This window comes from Leeuwenhoekiella sp. A16 (assembly GCF_047946675.1).
Lineage (GTDB): Bacteria > Bacteroidota > Bacteroidia > Flavobacteriales > Flavobacteriaceae > Leeuwenhoekiella.
This window is the reverse complement of sequence record NZ_CP172313.1, coordinates 233161-252425: the sequence shown is the minus strand read 5'-3', so window position 1 is coordinate 252425 and position 19265 is coordinate 233161. Positions and strand designations below refer to the sequence as shown.

At 34.2% G+C, this 19265-nt stretch carries 15 protein-coding genes; 13 read left to right on the top strand and 2 right to left on the bottom strand.

What is annotated here, in order from left to right; translation table 11 throughout:
• The first annotated feature begins 122 nt into the window (after positions 1-122).
• Together ACH3O9_RS01050 and ACH3O9_RS01045 are read left to right on the top strand one after the other, a co-directional pair.
• Entirely contained in the window at positions 123-3233 is a 3111-nt protein-coding gene (locus ACH3O9_RS01050) for a SusC/RagA family TonB-linked outer membrane protein (RefSeq protein WP_416443499.1), read from the top strand.
• Between the two features lie 12 nt (positions 3234-3245).
• Positions 3246-4793: a RagB/SusD family nutrient uptake outer membrane protein gene (locus tag ACH3O9_RS01045; protein WP_416443497.1), complete on the top strand. Its 1548-nt coding sequence runs from the start codon at positions 3246-3248 to the stop codon at positions 4791-4793.
• Positions 4794-4878: 85 nt separating this feature from the next.
• Here ACH3O9_RS01045 and ACH3O9_RS01040 read toward each other — a convergent pair whose 3' ends face one another.
• Positions 4879-7905 carry an AAA family ATPase gene (locus tag ACH3O9_RS01040; RefSeq protein WP_416443495.1) on the bottom strand — a complete coding sequence of 1009 codons (3027 nt, stop codon included), beginning with the start codon at positions 7903-7905 and terminating at the stop codon, positions 4879-4881.
• Position 7906: 1 nt separating this feature from the next.
• Positions 7907-9124 (bottom strand): exonuclease subunit SbcD, encoded by a 1218-nt coding sequence (gene sbcD, locus ACH3O9_RS01035; protein WP_416443493.1) that lies wholly within the window; start codon positions 9122-9124, stop codon positions 7907-7909.
• A 411-nt stretch (positions 9125-9535) separates the two neighbouring features.
• Here sbcD and nusG point away from each other — a divergent pair, with 411 nt between their 5' ends.
• From nusG to ACH3O9_RS00980, 11 genes are all read left to right on the top strand, one after another.
• A complete protein-coding gene (gene nusG, locus ACH3O9_RS01030; RefSeq protein WP_416443491.1) occupies positions 9536-10006 on the top strand; it encodes a transcription termination/antitermination protein NusG in 471 nt (156 codons plus the stop codon).
• Between the two features lie 305 nt (positions 10007-10311).
• On the top strand, positions 10312-11610 hold the full coding sequence (locus ACH3O9_RS01025) for a flippase (RefSeq protein WP_416443489.1): 1299 nt from the start codon (positions 10312-10314) through the stop codon (positions 11608-11610).
• 60 nt (positions 11611-11670) lie between these two features.
• Positions 11671-11820: a hypothetical protein gene (locus tag ACH3O9_RS01020; RefSeq protein WP_416443487.1), complete on the top strand. Its 150-nt coding sequence runs from the start codon at positions 11671-11673 to the stop codon at positions 11818-11820.
• 140 nt (positions 11821-11960) lie between these two features.
• Positions 11961-12173: a hypothetical protein gene (locus tag ACH3O9_RS01015; RefSeq protein ID WP_416443485.1), complete on the top strand. Its 213-nt coding sequence runs from the start codon at positions 11961-11963 to the stop codon at positions 12171-12173.
• Positions 12157-12918, top strand: coding sequence for a sulfotransferase domain-containing protein (locus ACH3O9_RS01010; protein WP_416443483.1), 762 nt, complete (start codon positions 12157-12159; stop codon positions 12916-12918). The genes ACH3O9_RS01015 and ACH3O9_RS01010 overlap by 17 nt, the downstream gene beginning before the upstream one ends.
• 50 nt (positions 12919-12968) lie before the next feature.
• Positions 12969-13883: a hypothetical protein gene (locus ACH3O9_RS01005; RefSeq protein WP_416443481.1), complete on the top strand. Its 915-nt coding sequence runs from the start codon at positions 12969-12971 to the stop codon at positions 13881-13883.
• 107 nt (positions 13884-13990) lie between these two features.
• Complete coding sequence (locus ACH3O9_RS01000; RefSeq protein ID WP_416443479.1) at positions 13991-15127, top strand: glycosyltransferase; 1137 nt, start codon at positions 13991-13993, stop codon at positions 15125-15127.
• A 58-nt stretch (positions 15128-15185) separates the two neighbouring features.
• The gene (locus tag ACH3O9_RS00995) at positions 15186-16415 is read left to right on the top strand and encodes an O-antigen polymerase (protein ID WP_416443477.1); all 1230 of its coding nucleotides are present in this window, start codon (positions 15186-15188) and stop codon (positions 16413-16415) included.
• A gap of 2 nt (positions 16416-16417) precedes the next feature.
• Complete coding sequence (locus tag ACH3O9_RS00990; protein ID WP_416443475.1) at positions 16418-17461, top strand: glycosyltransferase family 4 protein; 1044 nt, start codon at positions 16418-16420, stop codon at positions 17459-17461.
• Positions 17462-18001 (top strand): serine O-acetyltransferase, encoded by a 540-nt coding sequence (locus ACH3O9_RS00985; RefSeq protein ID WP_416443473.1) that lies wholly within the window; start codon positions 17462-17464, stop codon positions 17999-18001. It begins immediately after the preceding gene.
• A gap of 105 nt (positions 18002-18106) precedes the next feature.
• Positions 18107-19213, top strand: a complete 1107-nt coding sequence (locus ACH3O9_RS00980; RefSeq protein WP_416443471.1) for a glycosyltransferase family 4 protein — start codon at positions 18107-18109, stop codon at positions 19211-19213.
• Positions 19214-19265 lie beyond the last annotated feature (52 nt).

Sequence of the window (19265 nt, the reverse complement as noted above, 5' to 3'; positions counted from 1 at the left end):
TGTAATTGTAAACGTGCCAAACATTTACAATTGCAAAAAGTGAAATCAAACAAGCAAATCAAACCAATATTAATTTTATGCGAATTTTTTCTTTAAAATCCGATTTTACTGAGAAATGGCTTATGAAAATCTTCATAGGGTTATTTCTGTGTACTGCGCTTCCGGCTATGGCTCAGAATACCATTACCGGTACAGTCGTAGACGCTAATGGCACTCCTCTACCGGGAGTAAATGTAATTGTTCAGGGCACTTCTACAGGAGCAGCTACTGATTTTGATGGGAAGTATGAAATTTCGGCTTCTCCCGAAAACGTTATCGTTTTTTCTTACGTTGGTTTTAACAGCGTAGAGGAAACCGTAGGTTCAAGATCTGTGATCAACGTTACGCTCACAGAAGATTCTGAAAGTCTACAGGAAGTTGTTGTTGTCGCTTATGGTGCAGCGGCTAAAAAGGATGTTACAGGAGCGGTAAGTTCTATAAATTCTGAAGAGCTGACTAGTTTTCCGTCTACGAGTGTAGATCAGGCAATACAGGGTAAAACTGCGGGGGTTCAGGTAACACAGAATTCAGGTGCACCGGGTTCATCGGTTTCTGTAAATATACGTGGTGTTGGTTCTTTTGGTAATACCACACCATTATATGTAATTGATGGTTTCCCTACTCAGGACATATCATTTTTAAACCCTAATGATATTCAATCAATTTCAGTTTTAAAGGATGCATCTGCAGGAGCTCTTTATGGTGTGCGGGCAAGTAATGGTGTTGTAATTATAGAAACGAAACAGGGTACGAAAAATAAAATGATCGTTTCTGTAGATTCATGGACGGGTATACGGGCCGCTCCTAAAAACATTGATATGCTCAATGCAGAACAGTTTGCAACATTTGCTAATAATTTAGGAACAGCACAAGGTAATGATGTACTTCCTGAGTGGAGTGATCCTAATTCGTTGAGATCTGTCAACTGGCAGGATTATGCATTCCGTAATGGTTTTAGAATGGGACACAGCGTAAGTATACGCGGTGGAGGAGAAAAATTGAGAGCTGCGTTTACAGCCGGACTTTTAGACGAAGAAGGTGTTGTAATTAAATCGTCTTATAAAAGGTACAATGTTGGGTTAAATATCGATTATGATTTATCTGATAACTTCAAAGTAAGATCTGACCTTAAATATTCTTATAATGAAAGTTATCAAAATCTAGGTCAGGGCTATTATAGTTTGTTGAAAGTATTTGCTAACGCTCCTTATTTGTCTAATACAGCCGGCGTAAATGTACCTTATGATAATAACGGAAATTATGGCGCTTTTCCTGATACCGGTCTATTAAGCCAAAGTGTAAACGTACTGGGTGCGGCTAAGCAACAGGATAATGATAATAGTAGAAATGTAGTCTTAGGAAATTTTGGTCTAGATTATAGTTTTCTGGATGGCTTTACAGCGAAAGTAAATTTCAGCTTTAATTCGCAGAATTATGCAGGATGGAATTTCATTCCTACTTATAATCGAGGAAATAATAATAATGATAACAATCCTTCAGCCCAATATAACATCTCACAAAATACTTCTAATGAATATCTTACTGAAGCGTTATTGCAATATGATAAAGAGATAGCCAAGCATAAAATAGGAGTGTTATTAGGAACATCTGCACAGCGTACACGCTATAAAAATATATTCGTAGACAGTAGAGGATTCTTAAACAATGAAATAAGAGATCTTTCACAGGCACAACAAATTGTTGATCAATCTGGTACGCACGGTACAAGTACCCTTGCCAGTATGTTTGCCCGGGTTAATTACAGCTACGATAGTAAATATTATTTAACCGCAACCGTACGTCGTGATGGTAATGGCGATCGTTTTGGTGCTAATAATCTATACGGTGTATTCCCCGCCTTTGCAGCAAGCTGGAACATAGATCAGGAATCATTTATGGATGACAGCACATTCGATGTTCTAAAATTAAGAGCAAGCTGGGGTGAGACCGGAAGCTATTTTGGTATTGGGGCATTCCAGTTTCAGGGATACTATAACAATGGGACAAGCGCAGATGATGCGGGGTATGTGTTAGGAGGTCAACCGGTAGCAGGATTGCAACCCGTTTCATTGGCAAACCCTGATCTTAAATGGGAAACTCAGGTACAAACAGATATAGGTCTAGAAGGTGAATTGCTTAACAGAAGATTATACTTCACAGCAGATTACTTTAGAAAAGAATCTTCAGATTTCTTGTTCTATCAAACAATACCATCACAAACAGGATTTGAGAGCAAGTCTGTAAACGGTGGTAATGTGATCAACCAAGGTCTTGAACTATTAGTTGGTTATAGAAAAAATGAAGGAGATTTTACCTGGGACGTTTCTGCTAACTTTACTTTAGTTGATAATGAGATAACCGAGTTAGTGGGTAATAACGACTACGTGATATTCGACAGTAATTTTGCTCCTAATTTTGTTGACAACTGGTCAGGTATTACTCGTTCTTACGTAGGTGGAAATGTAGGTACCTTCTACGGCTACAGGGCAGATGGTATTTTCCAAACACAAGGAGAGATTGATGCCTTAAATAATAGTTCGCCTGATGGCAGTTATCAATCTGTTGCAACCTCACCCGGTGATAGAAAATTTAGAGATATTAATGGTGATGGTGAGATTACAGGTGCAGACCGTGAAGTTATAGGAAGTCCTATTCCAGATTTCTATGGAGGTGTTAATTTCAATGCAAGCTATAAGAACTTTGATTTAGGAATAGATATTTACGGTACTTATGGTAGCGACATTTTGAATTTTACACGAGTTGAGCAGGAAACTGCTGGTGGTTATGGTCTTGCTAATGCTTATTCTAATGTAAGTTTAGAATATTACAATAACAGATGGACCCCAGATAATCCTTCTAATACGTATGCGAGAGCTATTTTAGATGATACCGGCACGCAAAATAACAGAGTTTCAGATCATTTTGTTGAAGATGGTTCTTTCTTAAGACTGCGTAATGTGAAGTTGGGATATAATTTTCCTTCAGAAACTATTGGTGTTCTTGGTCTAACAAGTGCTAAAATATATGTAAGTGGTCAAAACCTCATAACTCTTACAGGTTATAGCGGCTGGGATCCTGAGATAGGGGAAGTAACAGACATAGATGGTAATGGCGGTGTGCAAACAAGAGGGATAGATTTTGGAGCTTATCCTATTACCAGAACCTTTACTGTAGGTGTGAATTTACAATTCTAAAAAAAATAAGTCATGTATAGAAAAATGAAAAAAATAAGCGTTTTAGTGGTACTAGGGGCCGCTGTAACGGCTCTCTTGTATAGTTGCTCAGACAGCTTCTTGCAGGATGAAAAATATGATGGATTAGGTGACGAGTTAGTTTTTGCTTCAGATGAGACTGCTTCTGCAGCAGTAATAGGAGTTTATGACACTTTTCAGGCAAGTCCTGCAGAATATCTAACTAAAGCGGTATTCTATCCTGCAAACTTCCTGACACAGGATTATCTCAATATAGGTTCAGATACATTCTTCCAGACTTTTGAAATTCCTGCAACATTTGGTGCATTCAATAACTTTTGGATCATAAACTATAAAGGTATAGGTAGAGCAAATTCTGCATTGCAAAATTTACAACCTGCCGTCGATGCTGGTAATGTAAGTGCAGAACTGGGTGATAGATTAATAGGAGAATGCTATGCTTTACGCGGAATTTTATACACGCTGCAAGCCTCAAACTTTGGTGGTGTGCCACTTGTTCTTGAGCCAGCAGGAGGATCTACAGATGCTTTTGCGCCTCGTAATACTCAGGAAGAAGTATTTACTCAGATAACTCTTGATATGGAAGAAGCTATAAAAAGATTGCCATGGTCTTACGATGAAGCTAATAAAGGTAGATTAACAAAAGCAACTGCCTATGGTTACTTAGGTGGCGCTTATATGTGGCTGGGACAGTATGACAAGGCAATTGCTGCTTTTGAAGCTCTTGAAGGACACGTAGAACTGGAAGAAGATTTCTTTGATATTCATGCTTACAGCAATAAAAATGGTAAAGAATCTCTATTTGAGATACAAATGTATGACGGTGCAGGGGATCTAAGCTGGGGTCATAACGACAATGTAACTTTTCTACAATCATTCTGTATGCCTAATGAGATCGCAAACGGTGGTGGATATACCGCAGCAACTAAAGTGCTTTATGATTCTTTTGATGAAGGGGATGAGCGCAAGAGAGCGACTATTATAGGTCCTGGAGAAACACATCCTGATCCCTTGATCAATATTAAAGATTATCCTAATGTTCAGGAAAATTTTGGAGGTATCAACACTTGCGGTACAGTTGAAAACCCATGGTTAGGTACAGATGGTTTACAAGGCAGACAAGGTTATTATGATGTAAAGGCATGGAGAAATCCTAATGTTGACGGATGGTCTGGACCAAACATTTTTGGTGGTCAAAACCTGATTTTCCTGCGTTATGGGGAGGTTTTATTGAGTCTTGCAGAATCGTACCACAAAATTGGTAATGATGCAAAAGCAATGGAATATGTTATGAAAATTAGAAACAGAGCAGGATTAACTACTACGCCAACAGGTGATATGATGGATATTATCATGCAGGAATACAGACATGAAATTTCTGGAGAATTCTCACTCTGGTGGGTACTTAGAAGAACAGGGGAGCATGTGCGCTATCTTAAAGAAACATTTGGCGTTACTATCCCTAATGGTAAAGATCTAATGCCAATCCCACAGGAGCAGATTGATATTAACCCTAATCTTACTCAAAATCCAGGATATTAATTAGCCAACCAATTATTCATACCAAAAGAGCCTTGATTATTCGAGGCTCTTTTTATTTACTAAAAGCTGTGTAAGTTGAGGCAAATTAATGTTGTACAATCTCTAATGAGCTATACCCTTGTCCATTTCGCGTAAGCTGTATTTGCGTGCCTATTCTTTCTTTTAAAGAATCTACATGGCTTATTATACCTATTGTTTTAGACGATTCTGCCTGTAATTTCTCAAGCGTATCCAGCGTTTGATCGAGCATTTCCGGGTCTAGTGTCCCAAAACCTTCGTCTATAAAAAGGCTGTTGATCTCAACATTCTTAGAAGCCAGATCTGAAAGTGCCAGCGCCATAGAAAGACTCAAAATAAAAGTTTCTCCACCAGAAAGTGTTTTTACAGAGCGACGCTGCCCACCCATATGATCATCAATCGCCATTAGGCTATCATCTTCATCCTCCAGCGGTTTGTCTATGCGATAGCGGTCACTCAAACTTTCCAGACGTTTATTTGCAAGTTGAATAAGTTGGGAAAGTGTAAGATCCTGCGCAAACTCGTTAAAGCGTTTTCCTGTGCTGTCGCCTATTAATTCATTAAGCAAACGCCAGCGTTTTATCGCTTTTTCCTTATCTGTAATTGTGCCTTTTAATCTATTAAGCTCAGTCAGATTTTCATCTTCGTTTTTTAATAGTCGGCGATTATGTTCACACTGGGTATTTAAGATCTCCTGGTTTTTATGGGATTCTCTTAGTTTTTCCTGCAGTTCTATTTCCGCTTGAGTAGTGTCTTGTTCTTCTAAAATCGTATGTTGTTTTTGCAGTGTTTTTAAAGAAGCAGCTTGCGCCGAAATCTTGTTTTTAAGATTTTCTCGTTCTTCTCTTAAGGCGTTGTAAGTAGCATTAGGTAAAAGTAATCTCATGGCTTCATCAAGCGAATTGATTTCTTTTTGAGCTATAAAAATTTCTAAATCTGCGGTAAGCTCATCAAAAGCACGGGTCTTGGTATCGATCTTTAGAATTAAATCCTCAATAGCTTTTGTAATTGCGGTTTGGTTCTCGCGATAAGTAATAAATGTATTGTGAAAATCCTGGCAATCTTTATTGATGTTACTACCGCTGTAAAGCTTTTTGTAATCTGTTTTTAAGGCTTTGCCCTCTTTTTCTACCGATTTTAACTCGTTTAGGAGCGGTTTTGAAGCATCTAAAGCCGATTTTTTGCGCAGTGCTTTTTCATATGCATCTAAAGCCTGCAGTTTTCTTTCAATCTGCTCAATGACTTCAAGCCAATTTTCATTTTCTTTAAAGTGCGTTGAGTACTCCTGTTTAAATTTTTCCTTCAGCGATTCATGATCTTTGTTGAGATGAATAAGTTTATTATCGATTTTCTTAGACTGATCTTTTAAAAATGCAATGCGAGTTTCACTTTGCGTGAAATTACGCTGAGCCTCTTTTAGGTCACTTTCTGCTTTGTTTATTTCGTTTGCCAGTTCATTTTTTAAATCTGGAGTGTGAACGGCAAACGGGTGATGAAGAGCGCCACATAACGGGCAGGGCTCACCATCTTTTAGCTCGCTGCGAGATTGCTCAAGACTTGCGATGCGAGCCTCATATTTTTCCTGCTGGCGTAGCTTTTCTAATTGGGTTTGCTGCAATTTTACGTGTGTTGCAGCATGCTCAGTCTTAGCAGGGAGTGATTTTAATTCCGGAAGGAATTGTTCTTTTTCAGCTTTCGCGGAAGCAATATCTGTCTGTAAGCGATTTATATTTTCGGTGAGGTTTTTAGCCTCTAAAGCGAGTTTTTCAAGCCTTTTTACCCGATTTTTTTCGGTTTCCGGATTTTGATCTTTTGTGAGCTGAATTTGTTGCTGAAGAGTTTTTAGCTCCTGCGAAATAGTTTGACTTTGAAGGTTTAACTTTTCACCCACTAAATCTAAATCCTGATTCAGGTCAATTTCCAGATCACGTGTTTCTGAAGTAAGCGCCTGTAAAAGGGATTTCTTGAGTTCGCCTTTTTTAAACAAATCATCTCTAAGTGCGGTTACTTTTTCGCGGAAGCTGTCTATTTTTTCTGATAGATTTTCAAACGTTACGGGTGAGGCAATGAACGCGGAAACATCTTCTACACATTTATCGAGGTTTTTAGTGTTTTTTACCCGATTTTCATTCAATTTTTCCCGTTCTTCATTGAAGCTTTTTAGCTCATTCTTAGCTGTTTGCCATTGATTGAGCTTTTCTGCCTGCTCATATACTTTTTCATGTCCTGCCAGTACTTTACCATTAGCTTCCTGAAAATTAAACAGTGCTTTCTCACTCATGGCTTTGCCAGCCGTTACCTGGGCTAATTCTTCTTTAAGATTAGCCAATTGTTTCTTTAGCGCAAGCTGTTTTTCAAGGCTTTTAACCGATTTTTGCTCGTTTTCGAGCGATTTTTGCCAGGTTTCTAATTCGTTTTTTAATTGTGTTTTTGAATCGGCTTCCAGCAGTTTTGTTGTGATCATAGCGATTTGTTGCTGCTGTTGCTCAATTTCTTTAGAGACCTGTTTGTGTTTTTCATACGTTTTTCTGCCAATCTCACGATAGATCCAGGTTCCTGTGATTTTCTCAAGCAACTCACCGCGTTCTGCCTTATCAACTTTTAAAAACTGAGCAAATTCGCCCTGAGCGAGAAGAACAGATTTTATAAATTGATTGTAGTTAAGGCCAATTAATTCTTCATTTTTTGAAGGAACATCAGACTTTTTAAGATCTAGAAGTTTTTCTGAATCAAGATCCTGAATCTGCATTTCGTAATCACGCAGATTGTCGTTTCTGTTTGTTGAAATACTCCAGGTAGATTCATAATTCCCATTTTTACAACTGTAGGCAATTTTCGCGTAAGCTTCTTTTTGATTACGGGTAAGAATAGCACCTTTTTTAATGATGTCTTTGTCTTTACTAATTTTCCCAATACGCGGAACCTGATTAAAAAGAGCAAGTGCAATAACGTCAAGAATCGTGCTTTTACCGCTGCCGGTAGGGCCGGTGATGGCAAATAGCGAATTTTGAGTGAAAGGTTCTTTTGTGAAATCTATCACATGCTCGCCTTTCAGTGAATTTATGTTTTGAAATTGGATCTTTAAAATCTTCATTCTAACTATTTATGGGGTTTTGCACTTCTTCCAGAATTTCGTCAAAAGCGCTGAGTATATCCTGTTTGTCTTCCTGATCAAGGTCTTGTTGATCTACCAGTTTTATGAAAACGTCTTTAGGCTTAAGATCTTCAAGTTGTTGATTACTCTCATAAAGTGCAGAAGTTCCCTGTAGATTTTCATCAAAATCTGTAAAATTTTTCACGATCTGATAACCGTTTTTTTCAAATTGAGAAGTAAGCTGATCAAACTGGTAGATTTTTTGAACATCGTATTTAGGCTCTTTTAAAACAACTTCAATAAGATGATCAAGGCCGTCATTATCGGGCAGATTATAGAGATTATCGGTTAATTGGGCTAAATTTCCACTGATACGGATCAATTTTCTAAAGGATGGAACAGGAATACTTTCTGGTTCCCAACTTTTAGAAGTATCAAGAATTAAAACACGTTTTTCATCTTTACGCTCACTGAAGGAAAGCGGAATAGGGGAGCCACTATAAAAAGTAGGCACAAGCGCATTTACACGTTGAGGTTTGTGAATATGACCCAGAGCGATATATTTAAAATACTCACCAAACTGACTTGCCTGAAAAGCCGCCTGATTACCTATTTGTATGTCTCGCTCACTATCTGAAGTTTCAATTCCCGCAGCATAAAGATGGCCCATTGCAATAACAGGAATATTAGGATATGAGGTTTTACAAATTTCTGCAGCTGCATTAAATTTGCTGGCGATTCCTTCTCTTATCGCCTCTAAGCGATCGTCATAACTTACTCCTTCATTACCTTTTCTCAGGTCTGTATCACGCAGGTAGGGAAGAGCGGCAACGATAAATTCTAAGTTACCTGCTTTATTTTTTACAGGAATTAGAGTTTGTGAGATATCTTTAGGCAAACCTCCTATAACTTCAATGTCGAGATTGCGCAAAATCTCCTGTGGTGCGTCAAGCATAGCCGGGGAATCATGATTACCACCGGTTAGAATTATTTTACAATTGAGATTTCGAAGTTTTAAAAGCGCTTTATAATATTGGGTGCGAGCTTCTGATGATGGATTGGCAAGGTCAAAAATATCACCACTTACGAGTAAAACCTCAATCTCATGAGACTTGATAGTAGCGCAAAGCCATTCAATAAACAAGTCAAAATCTTCTTTAAGCTCATGTTTTTGTAGTTTTTTACCAATATGCCAGTCGGCAGTGTGAAGAATTTTCATAGCATTTATTAATCGTAAGCAATATACAAACCTCTTCTTTCAAACTAAAGAAGAGTTTAAATGTTGAGTTCCTATTTATGTATAAACCTATATAAAAAAAAATATTTTGTTTGACTGTTGTATAATTAATACTGTTTTGTACTGAGTTGGATAAATTATGTGCTATATTATCATCCCATGTATTTGAAGAATTCATGGTTGGGTATAAATTGTACAAATTAGATTGTTTTTTTTATTCATTTATTATTCTAATTCTGTAGTCGTTGCAACATATCCCATATAAAGCAATTAACTTGAAACGGGGATTTTTCCCCGTTTCGCAAGAGTGCTAATTAAGCATTATTCAGCTTTTCTAATTTTTCTTACTTTCGAAATATAATTTCCCCTCTAATTTGATAAATATTCTTTTATATGAATTGGTATGTTCTGTGTGTAAAAAAAGGGAAAGAATTAAAAGTTGCAGAAGATCTACGTGCATCTAATATTGAAGTTTATTGCCCCATGCGTACGGAGGTTAGGCAGTGGAGCGATAGAAAAAAGAAGGTGCAGACACCACTTTTCCCTACCTACGTTTTTGTAAGACTTGAAGCTAAAGACCGTAATATGGTTTTTAGTGTTCCTTTTATTTTCAAATATCTGTTTTGGCTGGGGAAGCCTGCAATTGTTTATGATAATGAGATTAGGGCAATTACCTTATGGCATGCCGGTGAGTATGCTAGCAGAATAGATATGAAAAGCGGTGATAAGATTGTCATACAGCAGGGGCCTTTTAAGGGGCACGAAGCCGTTATTAAAGAAGCAGGCAAAAAAAGATTAAAATTGTTGTTACATAAACTGGGTCTGCAGTTAAATACAGGCTATAATATGGTTATGGCATCTTAACCCGAATTAAAATTTTCATAAACAAGTCCTGACAATTTTAAACATACTCATGAAATACCGTTCAAATATTATTTATTTATTAAAAGATTTAATTGTTAATGTATTTAACAATTAGAATGATATATTTGAACCTGTAATACCGAAAATTATTTCGGTCTTTTTTCTTCCCCTTAAATTTATTGTGTGACTCTAATATTGGGAGTCGCAGCGGCGAAGCCGTTCGATGGTGTCTGGATAATGAATTGGAATTACATCAATTATAAAAAGTAAGGAGTCAGTAAACTAGCATTTAAATTAGTAATGAATTGCATAAACTTGACGTTCATACCATAGAGGTGATCAGGAAATCTTCCAGTTCGCTGGTGGTAAAGGTGGGCGGTATGATTATAGGCTTTATAGTAAGTATTTTCTTAGGACGCACTATAGGAGCTGAGGGCTTAGGAATTATAAATCTTGCAAATCAGGTAGTATCTTTGTTATTGGTTTTTGCGGTTCTGGGCTTTACCAAAGTTATAATTAAAGATGTTGCAATAGCGTACAGTAAAAAAGATTTTCAGACGGTTAGGGATGTAATTTATACTTCGTATATAATAAACGGGCTAGCAAGCCTTGTAATAACCATTGTACTTGTTTTTATCTCCAAAAATTTAGCAGAAGATGTCTTTGATATTCCTTCGTTAAAATATCCATTAATCGTTTTCGCTATAGCGTTTACTCCGCAAATTATTTCACGGGTAATATCTGCTGCGCTGGTAGGTTATAAGAAAATCTGGCAGAGTAATCTGGTAGATCAGGCTTTAAGTGTAGTGATAACGGGAAGCATCTTGCTTATTCTTTATTTATCGCATGTACAAATTGATGTGGAAAATGTTGCTATTGCTTATGGGGCGGGTCGGGTCGCCGTTACACTTTCTATGCTTGTTTACTGGAAATATTTAAACCGGAATAATCAAAAACATAAACCGGTCTTTATAGGCAATACGTTGTTTAAAAAAAGTATCCCTTTATTGATTGTATCTGCTTCTTTCCTTATTTCTTCAAATGCTGACACAATCATGTTAGGTTGGCTTAGTTCTGCCCGGGAAGTAGGTCTGTACAATATTGCTGCAAAACTAGCTTTATTAACCAGTTTTTTACTGCAAATTACGGTTTCTACAATTAGCCCTAAAATTGCTGTTTTGCATGAAAGAGGGGAGAAAGAAGAACTAGAGTTGCTTCTGCGACGCATTACGGCCGGGTTAACCTGGATTGGCTTACTATCACTAATTGCATTTGTACTTCTGGGTAAATTTATACTGGGAATTTGGGGAAATGAGTTTACTTCAGCTTACATGATCCTAGTCATACTATCTATAGGTCAATTTTTTAATATAGCTTCCGGCCCAATAGGAAATATTCTGATAATGACCGGTTACGAAAAAATTATCAGGAATATCACGATCTTTACTGTAGTATTGAATTTGGTAATGAACTACTTTTTAATCATAGAATTTCAGAGAGAAGGTGCAGCTATAGCAACTTCTTTTACCACAATACTTAACATGGTAATTTGCTATTACTATGTAAGAAAAAAGGTAGGTTTAAAGATTATTAAGTATTTATAAAAAAGATTGATATTCAATCAACGGAAATATTCTATGATTATGGGGCTTTTAAAAAAAATAATGATTAAATTTTTTAGATTATTTCATACCTGGAATGAGGAGTACGAAGCACAAATGATTCTAAAATCTATAGCTGCCGCTGAAACTGTAAAAATCGGCAATAATTATTTAATTCTAGGAAACATAAAACTGGCAGGAATACATATATAAATGGATATGCAAGAATAGTTACAGGAAAAAAAAAGTGTTATTGAAATAGGTGAAAATTGTGCTATAGGCAGATTTTTTCATGTGCCGCTAGAACTCATGGTCTTCGAAAACCAACTGGCGCCACAAATGATCCAAGTCATTTGCAACGAGAGGAGCGTATTCTCATTGAAAACTCAATTTGGATAGGTGATCATGTCACCATAAGAGAAGGAGTGATAATTGGGGATTTTGCAGTAATAGGTGCTAATTCAGTAGTTACTAAAAACGTTAGAAAATTTGAGATTGTGGGCGGAGTTCCTGCCCAACATATTCGATTTAACACTATAAATCATTTATATGAAGAAAGCTATTAGAGAATTTAAAAATAAAATAGTTCCATCACCTATAATAACTTCTTATGCTGACAAGTATATTCAAATTTTTTCACATCCTCGATCGGGAACACATTTCCTTGAAGCTTTTGTAGGTGAAAACTTTTATAGAGGGGAAGATTTGTTTGTGAAAAATGTAGAATGGGGTCATTGGTCTAATAGAAAAATAAATTCACAAGGTAATAAATTTCAAAAACTATTTGGATCCCATTTATTTCCACGCAAAGAATGTTCCAAAATAAATTATCCATCTCTTTATATATATAGAGATGGAAGAGCGGTAGCCTATTCCATATGGAATACTGAAAATTTTGTAAATCTAAAATTTAATAATTTATCTTTTTCCGAGTTTCTAAAATTAAAAATAGACTGGGTTGGTTCACCTGCATTTAAATCAAAAGAAAAATATACAATTGCTCAGCATTGGGAAAGACACGTCGATGGCTGGCTCAAATATTCTAAGAATAATAAAAATATTTTAGTGCTTAAATATGAGGATTTAATAAATGATCCTATAGAGGTTTATTATAGAATCCACGAACGATTTTTCAATACGTACCCTGCATTGCATAAAGATGATATAAATATTATAAATAACGCCGTAGGTCTAAAACCTAATGAAGCAAAAAAAGATTCATGGCGAAAAAAGTTTACAAAAGAAGATGAATCTTATTTTGTATCACAGCTAAATAATAAGGAAATCTTGGAACAAATGCAAAGTATTTGAAGAAGTTCGAATTCTTTAAATTAAAATTAACAGTCGATTAATTTTATTATATGTTTAGAATATTGTATTCAATATATTTCCTGAAATTTCCCGTTGAGGTAGTTGATAAATATTATGATAAAATAACTTGTAAATTATTAATTCTAATATTACCCTTATACTTTAAACTTACAAGAAAGAGTCTGAGCTTAAATGAGCGAAGAGATAACAAGAATATAATTATTTCTCTTACTACATTTCCTAAGAGAATACATAAGGTATGGTTGACAATAGAAAGTATTATCAGGCAAACATCGAGGCCGGATAAAATTATTCTTTGGCTTTATAAAGACGAATTTAGAGGGAAAGAGTCCTTACCTACAAGATTATTGAATCTTGAAAAATTTGGTCTTGAAATCCGTTTTTGTGATGAAAATTTAAAACCTCACAAAAAGTATTATTATACATTAATTGAATTTCCGAATAGTGATGTAATTACCATTGATGATGATATAATCTATCCCAATAATCTAATAGAAAAATACCTAATAAATAACGCAAAATACCCTAAAGCTATTCTCTGCTTTATTGGTAGAAAAATTAATATCTCAAAAAGGCAGTTTATAGAGCCATATGAAAGTTGGAATTATTTAAAAAATAATACAGTTCCAAGTTACAATATTCTACCAATCGGTGTTGGGAGTATTTATTATCCTGCTAATTCACTTCATGAAGAAGTTTTAAATATCGAAAAAATCAAATCATTTGCACTGAATGCAGATGATTTGTGGCTGAAAATTATGAGTATTAAAAATCAAACTAAGGTGGTGAATTTGGGTAGAGAATATACTAGATTTTTTATTCCTATTTTAAACAAAAATGATCAAAAATTGATGGATTCAAATATTAGTGAAGGTAAGAATGATTTAATTTTTCATAAACTTACGAATATTTACAACATTTCTTTAAAACAATTTGTAGACTGAGAAAGCTTACACTATAAGTCGATCAATCCTAATGAATTACGTGAATAAGTGAAATTTTCATTTGTTTTATATTACGTTCTAATTCTTTAACGTTAAAAGAATAGTTAATGAAAAAAATTGTTTTTTTAAGTCATACTTCCAGAAATTCTATTTTTAAAGTAGGTAGTTATCATCTTTCAAATGCTTTGGCGGTTAAAGGTTATGAAATATGTTATATATCGGCTCCTTTATCCTTATTTCATTTCTTTTTATTTTTTAATAAAGATAAGCGACGAGAAATTCGAAATAGATTAAGGTATATTATGATTAAAAAAGATAGCTATGGGATTTATAATCATACTCCATTGTTCTTCTTTCCATTTATCCCAAATAGAATAGGTAGTTGGTTCTATCATAATTTTAACCTAAATCTCAGTTTTACAAAATCTCAATTAAGAAAACATGATTTTTTAAAAGCAAGCGGTTTATTTCTGGATGATTTAAAGCTTAATAAATTAGTTCCGATTTTTTATTGTAAACAATTGGTTTATAGAGCTACGGATATATACAAGGTAATGGGACCAGGATTTAAGCAACTAGAGCAAATTGAGAGAAAAGTTGTACAGCTTGCTAAGGTATTAATTGTAACATCACAACCTTTAAAAGAAATGTTTCAAAATAGTTATAATAGAGATGCCACTATTTTAATTAACGGGGTTGATTATAATCATTTTCATAATAATTGCCATAAACCGCCTTTATATGAAAAAATAAATAGTCCTATATTCGTATACGTTGGGTCTTTTGATTTTAGGTTTGATTTTAATCACTTAGAATTTTTTCAGAAAAGAGATGATTTAACTATTATTTTAATTGGGCCATGTGACAATATAGAAATGATACCAAAATCGAAGAATATAGTTTATTTAGGGGAGAAAGATTATTCCGAGTTACCCGGTTATTTGCAACACGCTTCAGTAGGAATACTGCCTCTAAAAAGGATTGAAGCTAATCACGGCAGATCACCGATGAAACTATATGAGTTTGCAGCTGCTGGGTTACCTATTTTATCATCAAGGCTTAGGGAAATAGAAAGGCGAAAACATGATTTTGTAATTTTTTATGATTCCTATAGTACATTTAACACACAGGTAGAATTAATAAGAGATAAAAGGCAGATTCTTAGTCAAGCGGCTTTAGTAGAAGCACAGAAATATAGTTGGAAAACAATCGCAGACATGATGATCACCATATCGGGCATATAAGAAGCAGTCAATTGCTACAAAATGGATAGTAGAAAAATTAATTTGAGAATGAAAATTTATGAAAATCTGGTGGATTAATCCATTAAATCTATTATTACGATTTATTTTTCCAATATATTTATTAATTTTCATAATTCCTTTTGAAAATGTTGGGTCATCACCTTATGCAGTTCAGAATTATTTGGATTTGAATATATTTTTTCTTGGAATCATCTTCTTTTTATTTTTTTCTTTTGGATTTATTTTTTCATTTAACAACCTTCGGAAAGATCCTTATATAGTTGAATATGTATCCCCGAAGTTTTTAAGTTTTATAGGCATAACAACCATTTTAGCTTATATTATTTGGTTTAATTTTTTAATTTTTAATCCGCATATGCTAATCGATCAACTAACAGGTCGAATAAGTGCCTATAACATTAGAAAAAATTACACAACCATTTCAGGATTAACAACTTTATCGCAACTAGGAGTATTATACATAGTCCTGTATTTACAAAATAAAAAAAAATTAAAACCATCAATTAGGCATAAAACTTTTTTTCGTCTTATTATTATATTAACATTTATTCGGTCAATAGTTTGGTCTGAGCGTTTGGCTATTATTGAAGTTATTTTTCCAATAGCATTATTCTTCTTTATGTCCTTAGAAATTAAAAAGACAAAAGGACTTATGATGAAACTAGTGAGGTTCTTACCTTATATTGGAATTTTCATGTTATTGATTTTATTCGGTTTCTTTGAATATTTTAGGTCATGGTCATATTATCAGAAATACTATGATAACATTATTCAGTTTACTGTGGATCGAGTTTTCATGTATTATTATGGAGCCGTCAATAGTGCTGCTGCGGTACTCAAAATGACACATTGGCCTTCTTTGAGTTTAAATAGCTACTTCAATTGGATATATAAATTTCCATATTTCGGTACTTATATTTCAAATATGGTACCAGCAGAATCTTATGGAGACTGGGAAGTTTTTTTGAATAGATATTTAGACCCTGAATTTAATAATCCTACTGGTTTCCTAAAACCTTATTGGGATTCAGGAATACTTGGTGCTATTTTATTTTTCATAATCTGGGGAACTATTTCTAAAATATCTTATGTGCATTTTAAAAGAGGGTATGGATTAGGTCTCTACTTTTTTCCTATAATATTTATATCTGTGTTAGAATGTCTAAGAGTGCCGTATTTAAGCGAATCACGGGTATTTCCTGTATTTTTTTTCTCAATTATTGGTTATTGTTTTTTTACTAAAAGATTAAGAATCCACCCGATATAACTATGATTGTAGTCAATGCCCGTTTTCTTTCTCAACCTATTACAGGCGTGCAGCGTTATGCCTTAGAAATTTCGAAACGCTTGCGTATACTTTTTGATGATTCCGAGTTATGCTTTTTAGCGCCTCCTAATGTTGTGAATAACAAAGAATCTGCTGCTCTAAAAGTTAAGACTGTGGGAAATTTTACAGGTCATTTTTGGGAACAATTTGAGTTACCTTTCTTTGTAAAAAAGAGTGATTTACTTATAAATTTTTGTAATACGGCCCCCCTAAGCGTAAGAAACAAAATAACTGTAATTCATGACCTAGCATATCACTTTGATAATGGGTGGTATGATAAGAAATTTAAAATTTTGTATCAATTTTTAATTCCAAGGATTTTTCAAAATTCAAAAAAAATAGTAACAGTAAGTAATACAGTTAAACATGAAATACTTAATCAATTTCAAAATGTTCAGAATAAGAATATTTCTGTGATACCGTGCACCCTAGCAGATGATTTTCACCAAGCCAGTTCCATAGTAAAAGAGTCTAAGTTGCTTTTATGTGTAGGTTCAATGGATCCGCGTAAAAATTTAAAAAATTTGATTAAAGCGTTTGACTATATAGAGGATAAGGATATTATATTAAAAGTGGTAGGTGGTAGCGGTAAAAGCTTTATTCAAGGATATAGTTTCTCAGAGGAAAAGAGTTCTCAAATTAAATTTTTAGGACGTGTTAGTGACGAAGAATTAAGGATTTTGTATTCAAAATCATATGCTTTTATATTTCCCTCTCTCTATGAAGGATTTGGTCTTCCTCCTTTAGAAGCGCTACATTTTAAGTGTGTTTTATTAGGTTCAGATATTCCTGTTTTCAAGGAAATTTATAAAGACGTTATGGTTTATTTCAACCCATTAGATCCTAAAGACATAGCTAGTAAAATTAGTTATGTTTTCAGCAACTCAAAAGAATTTTCATCTTTAAAAAGTCAAAAAATCTTAAGCAAATATACTTTAGATAAGTCTACCGAATTGTGGGTAGAACTCATAAAAAATACTATTTGAATGGGACTATATTACGATATTTCTAAAGATTTGGATTTTCTAAGTTATAAATTTGGAATAAATAAAGTTACTGCTCTTTTATTTAACAGAGGTATTCACGCATTAATCGTATATAGATTGGCGAATAGGAGTGCTAGTCTCAATATACCTTTAATACCTTTAATACTTACTCGTATAGTTCAAATATTATATAGTATCGATATTAGCTGGAAATGTAAAATAGAGGGAGGAATAATAATTATCCATGGAGTGGGATTAGTTATTGGAGAAGGTACTGTCATTGAAAAAGGTTGTATCTTATACCATGGTGTAACCCTGGGTAGAAAATATCAAATATCAGAAAAACATCCAAATGATGGATTCCCTAGCATTCGAGCTAATTGCGTTTTAGGGGCAGGAGCTAAATTAATTGGTAATATCCAAATAGGTGAAAATACTATCGTTTCCCCTAATGTAGTATTATTTAAAAGTGTGGGTAAAGGAGTAATTGTAAAAAACGTGGAACCTGTTATTATTACCAAAAATAATAAGAAAAAATGAATAATAAGTATGCAAAACTTATTAAAGATTGAAATGCTCTTCTTAATAGTAGATTAAATGATTTTCTGTTTTATGTTATATACTTAATAATAAGAAATTTAAAGTTTGAAAGTAGCATTAATACAAGACTGGCTAACAGAATTAGGTGGGGCTGAAAAAGTTTTTCAGAAAATTTACGAACTTTATCCCGAGGCTGATGTTTACACCCTCGTTTATAATAGGAAAGTGTTGCAAAAGCTGGGAATCCCGGAAGATAAGGTTACATCGTCTTTTATTCAAAAACTACCATTTGCTAAAAACAAATATCGTAATTACTTACCTTTATTTAGTTTGGCAATAGAAAGTTTTGACCTTTCCGGTTATGATCTCATAATAAGTTCCTCTTATTCAGTTGCAAAGGGGGTACTCACAAATAATAACCAACTGCATATCTGCTATTGTCATTCTCCGGTTCGTTATGCTTGGGACCTTCATCATCAATATATTTCTGATGCAGGTCTTAATAAAGGTATTAAAGGGTATATAATTAAATATTTTCTACATAAACTCAGAATCTGGGATGTTGTATCAGCTAATAGAGTAGATTATTTTATCAGCAATTCTAATTATATAGCTAAAAGAATTAAGAAGACATACGGTCGTGATTCTATTACGATATATCCTCCGGTAGCTATTAAAGATTTTGAATTTAGTGCAAAAAAGGAGGATTTCTATTTTACCTGTTCCCGTATGGTTCCCTATAAAAAAATAGACCTAATTGTAGAAAGTTTTGCAAGAATGCCTGATAAAAAATTGGTGGTTATTGGTAATGGTCCTGATATGGAAAAAATTAAAAAATTGGCTACAGATAATGTTTCAATTTTGGGGTATCAGACTTTTGATGTTTTAAAAGAACATATGAAAAGGGCTCGAGCTTTTGTGTTTGCAGCTGAGGAAGATTTTGGTATTGTTCCGGTTGAGGCGCAGGCATGCGGAACTCCTGTTATAGCCTTTGGAAAAGGAGGAAGTTTAGAAACTGTTAGGGCAGAAACGGGAATATTTTTTTATGAACAAAGTTGTGAAAGCTTAATTAGTGCAGTTAAAGAATTTGAAGAGAATGGAGTTACTTATGATGCCAAGAGAATAAGCGATATTGCAAAAGAATTTACAGAAGAAGAATTTGAAAGAAAAATTAAAACTTTTATAAATGAAAAACTTGCATTATATATTTAAATTAAAACCTCATATTAGAAATGAAAACGCTAACTACATAAAATATATTTTG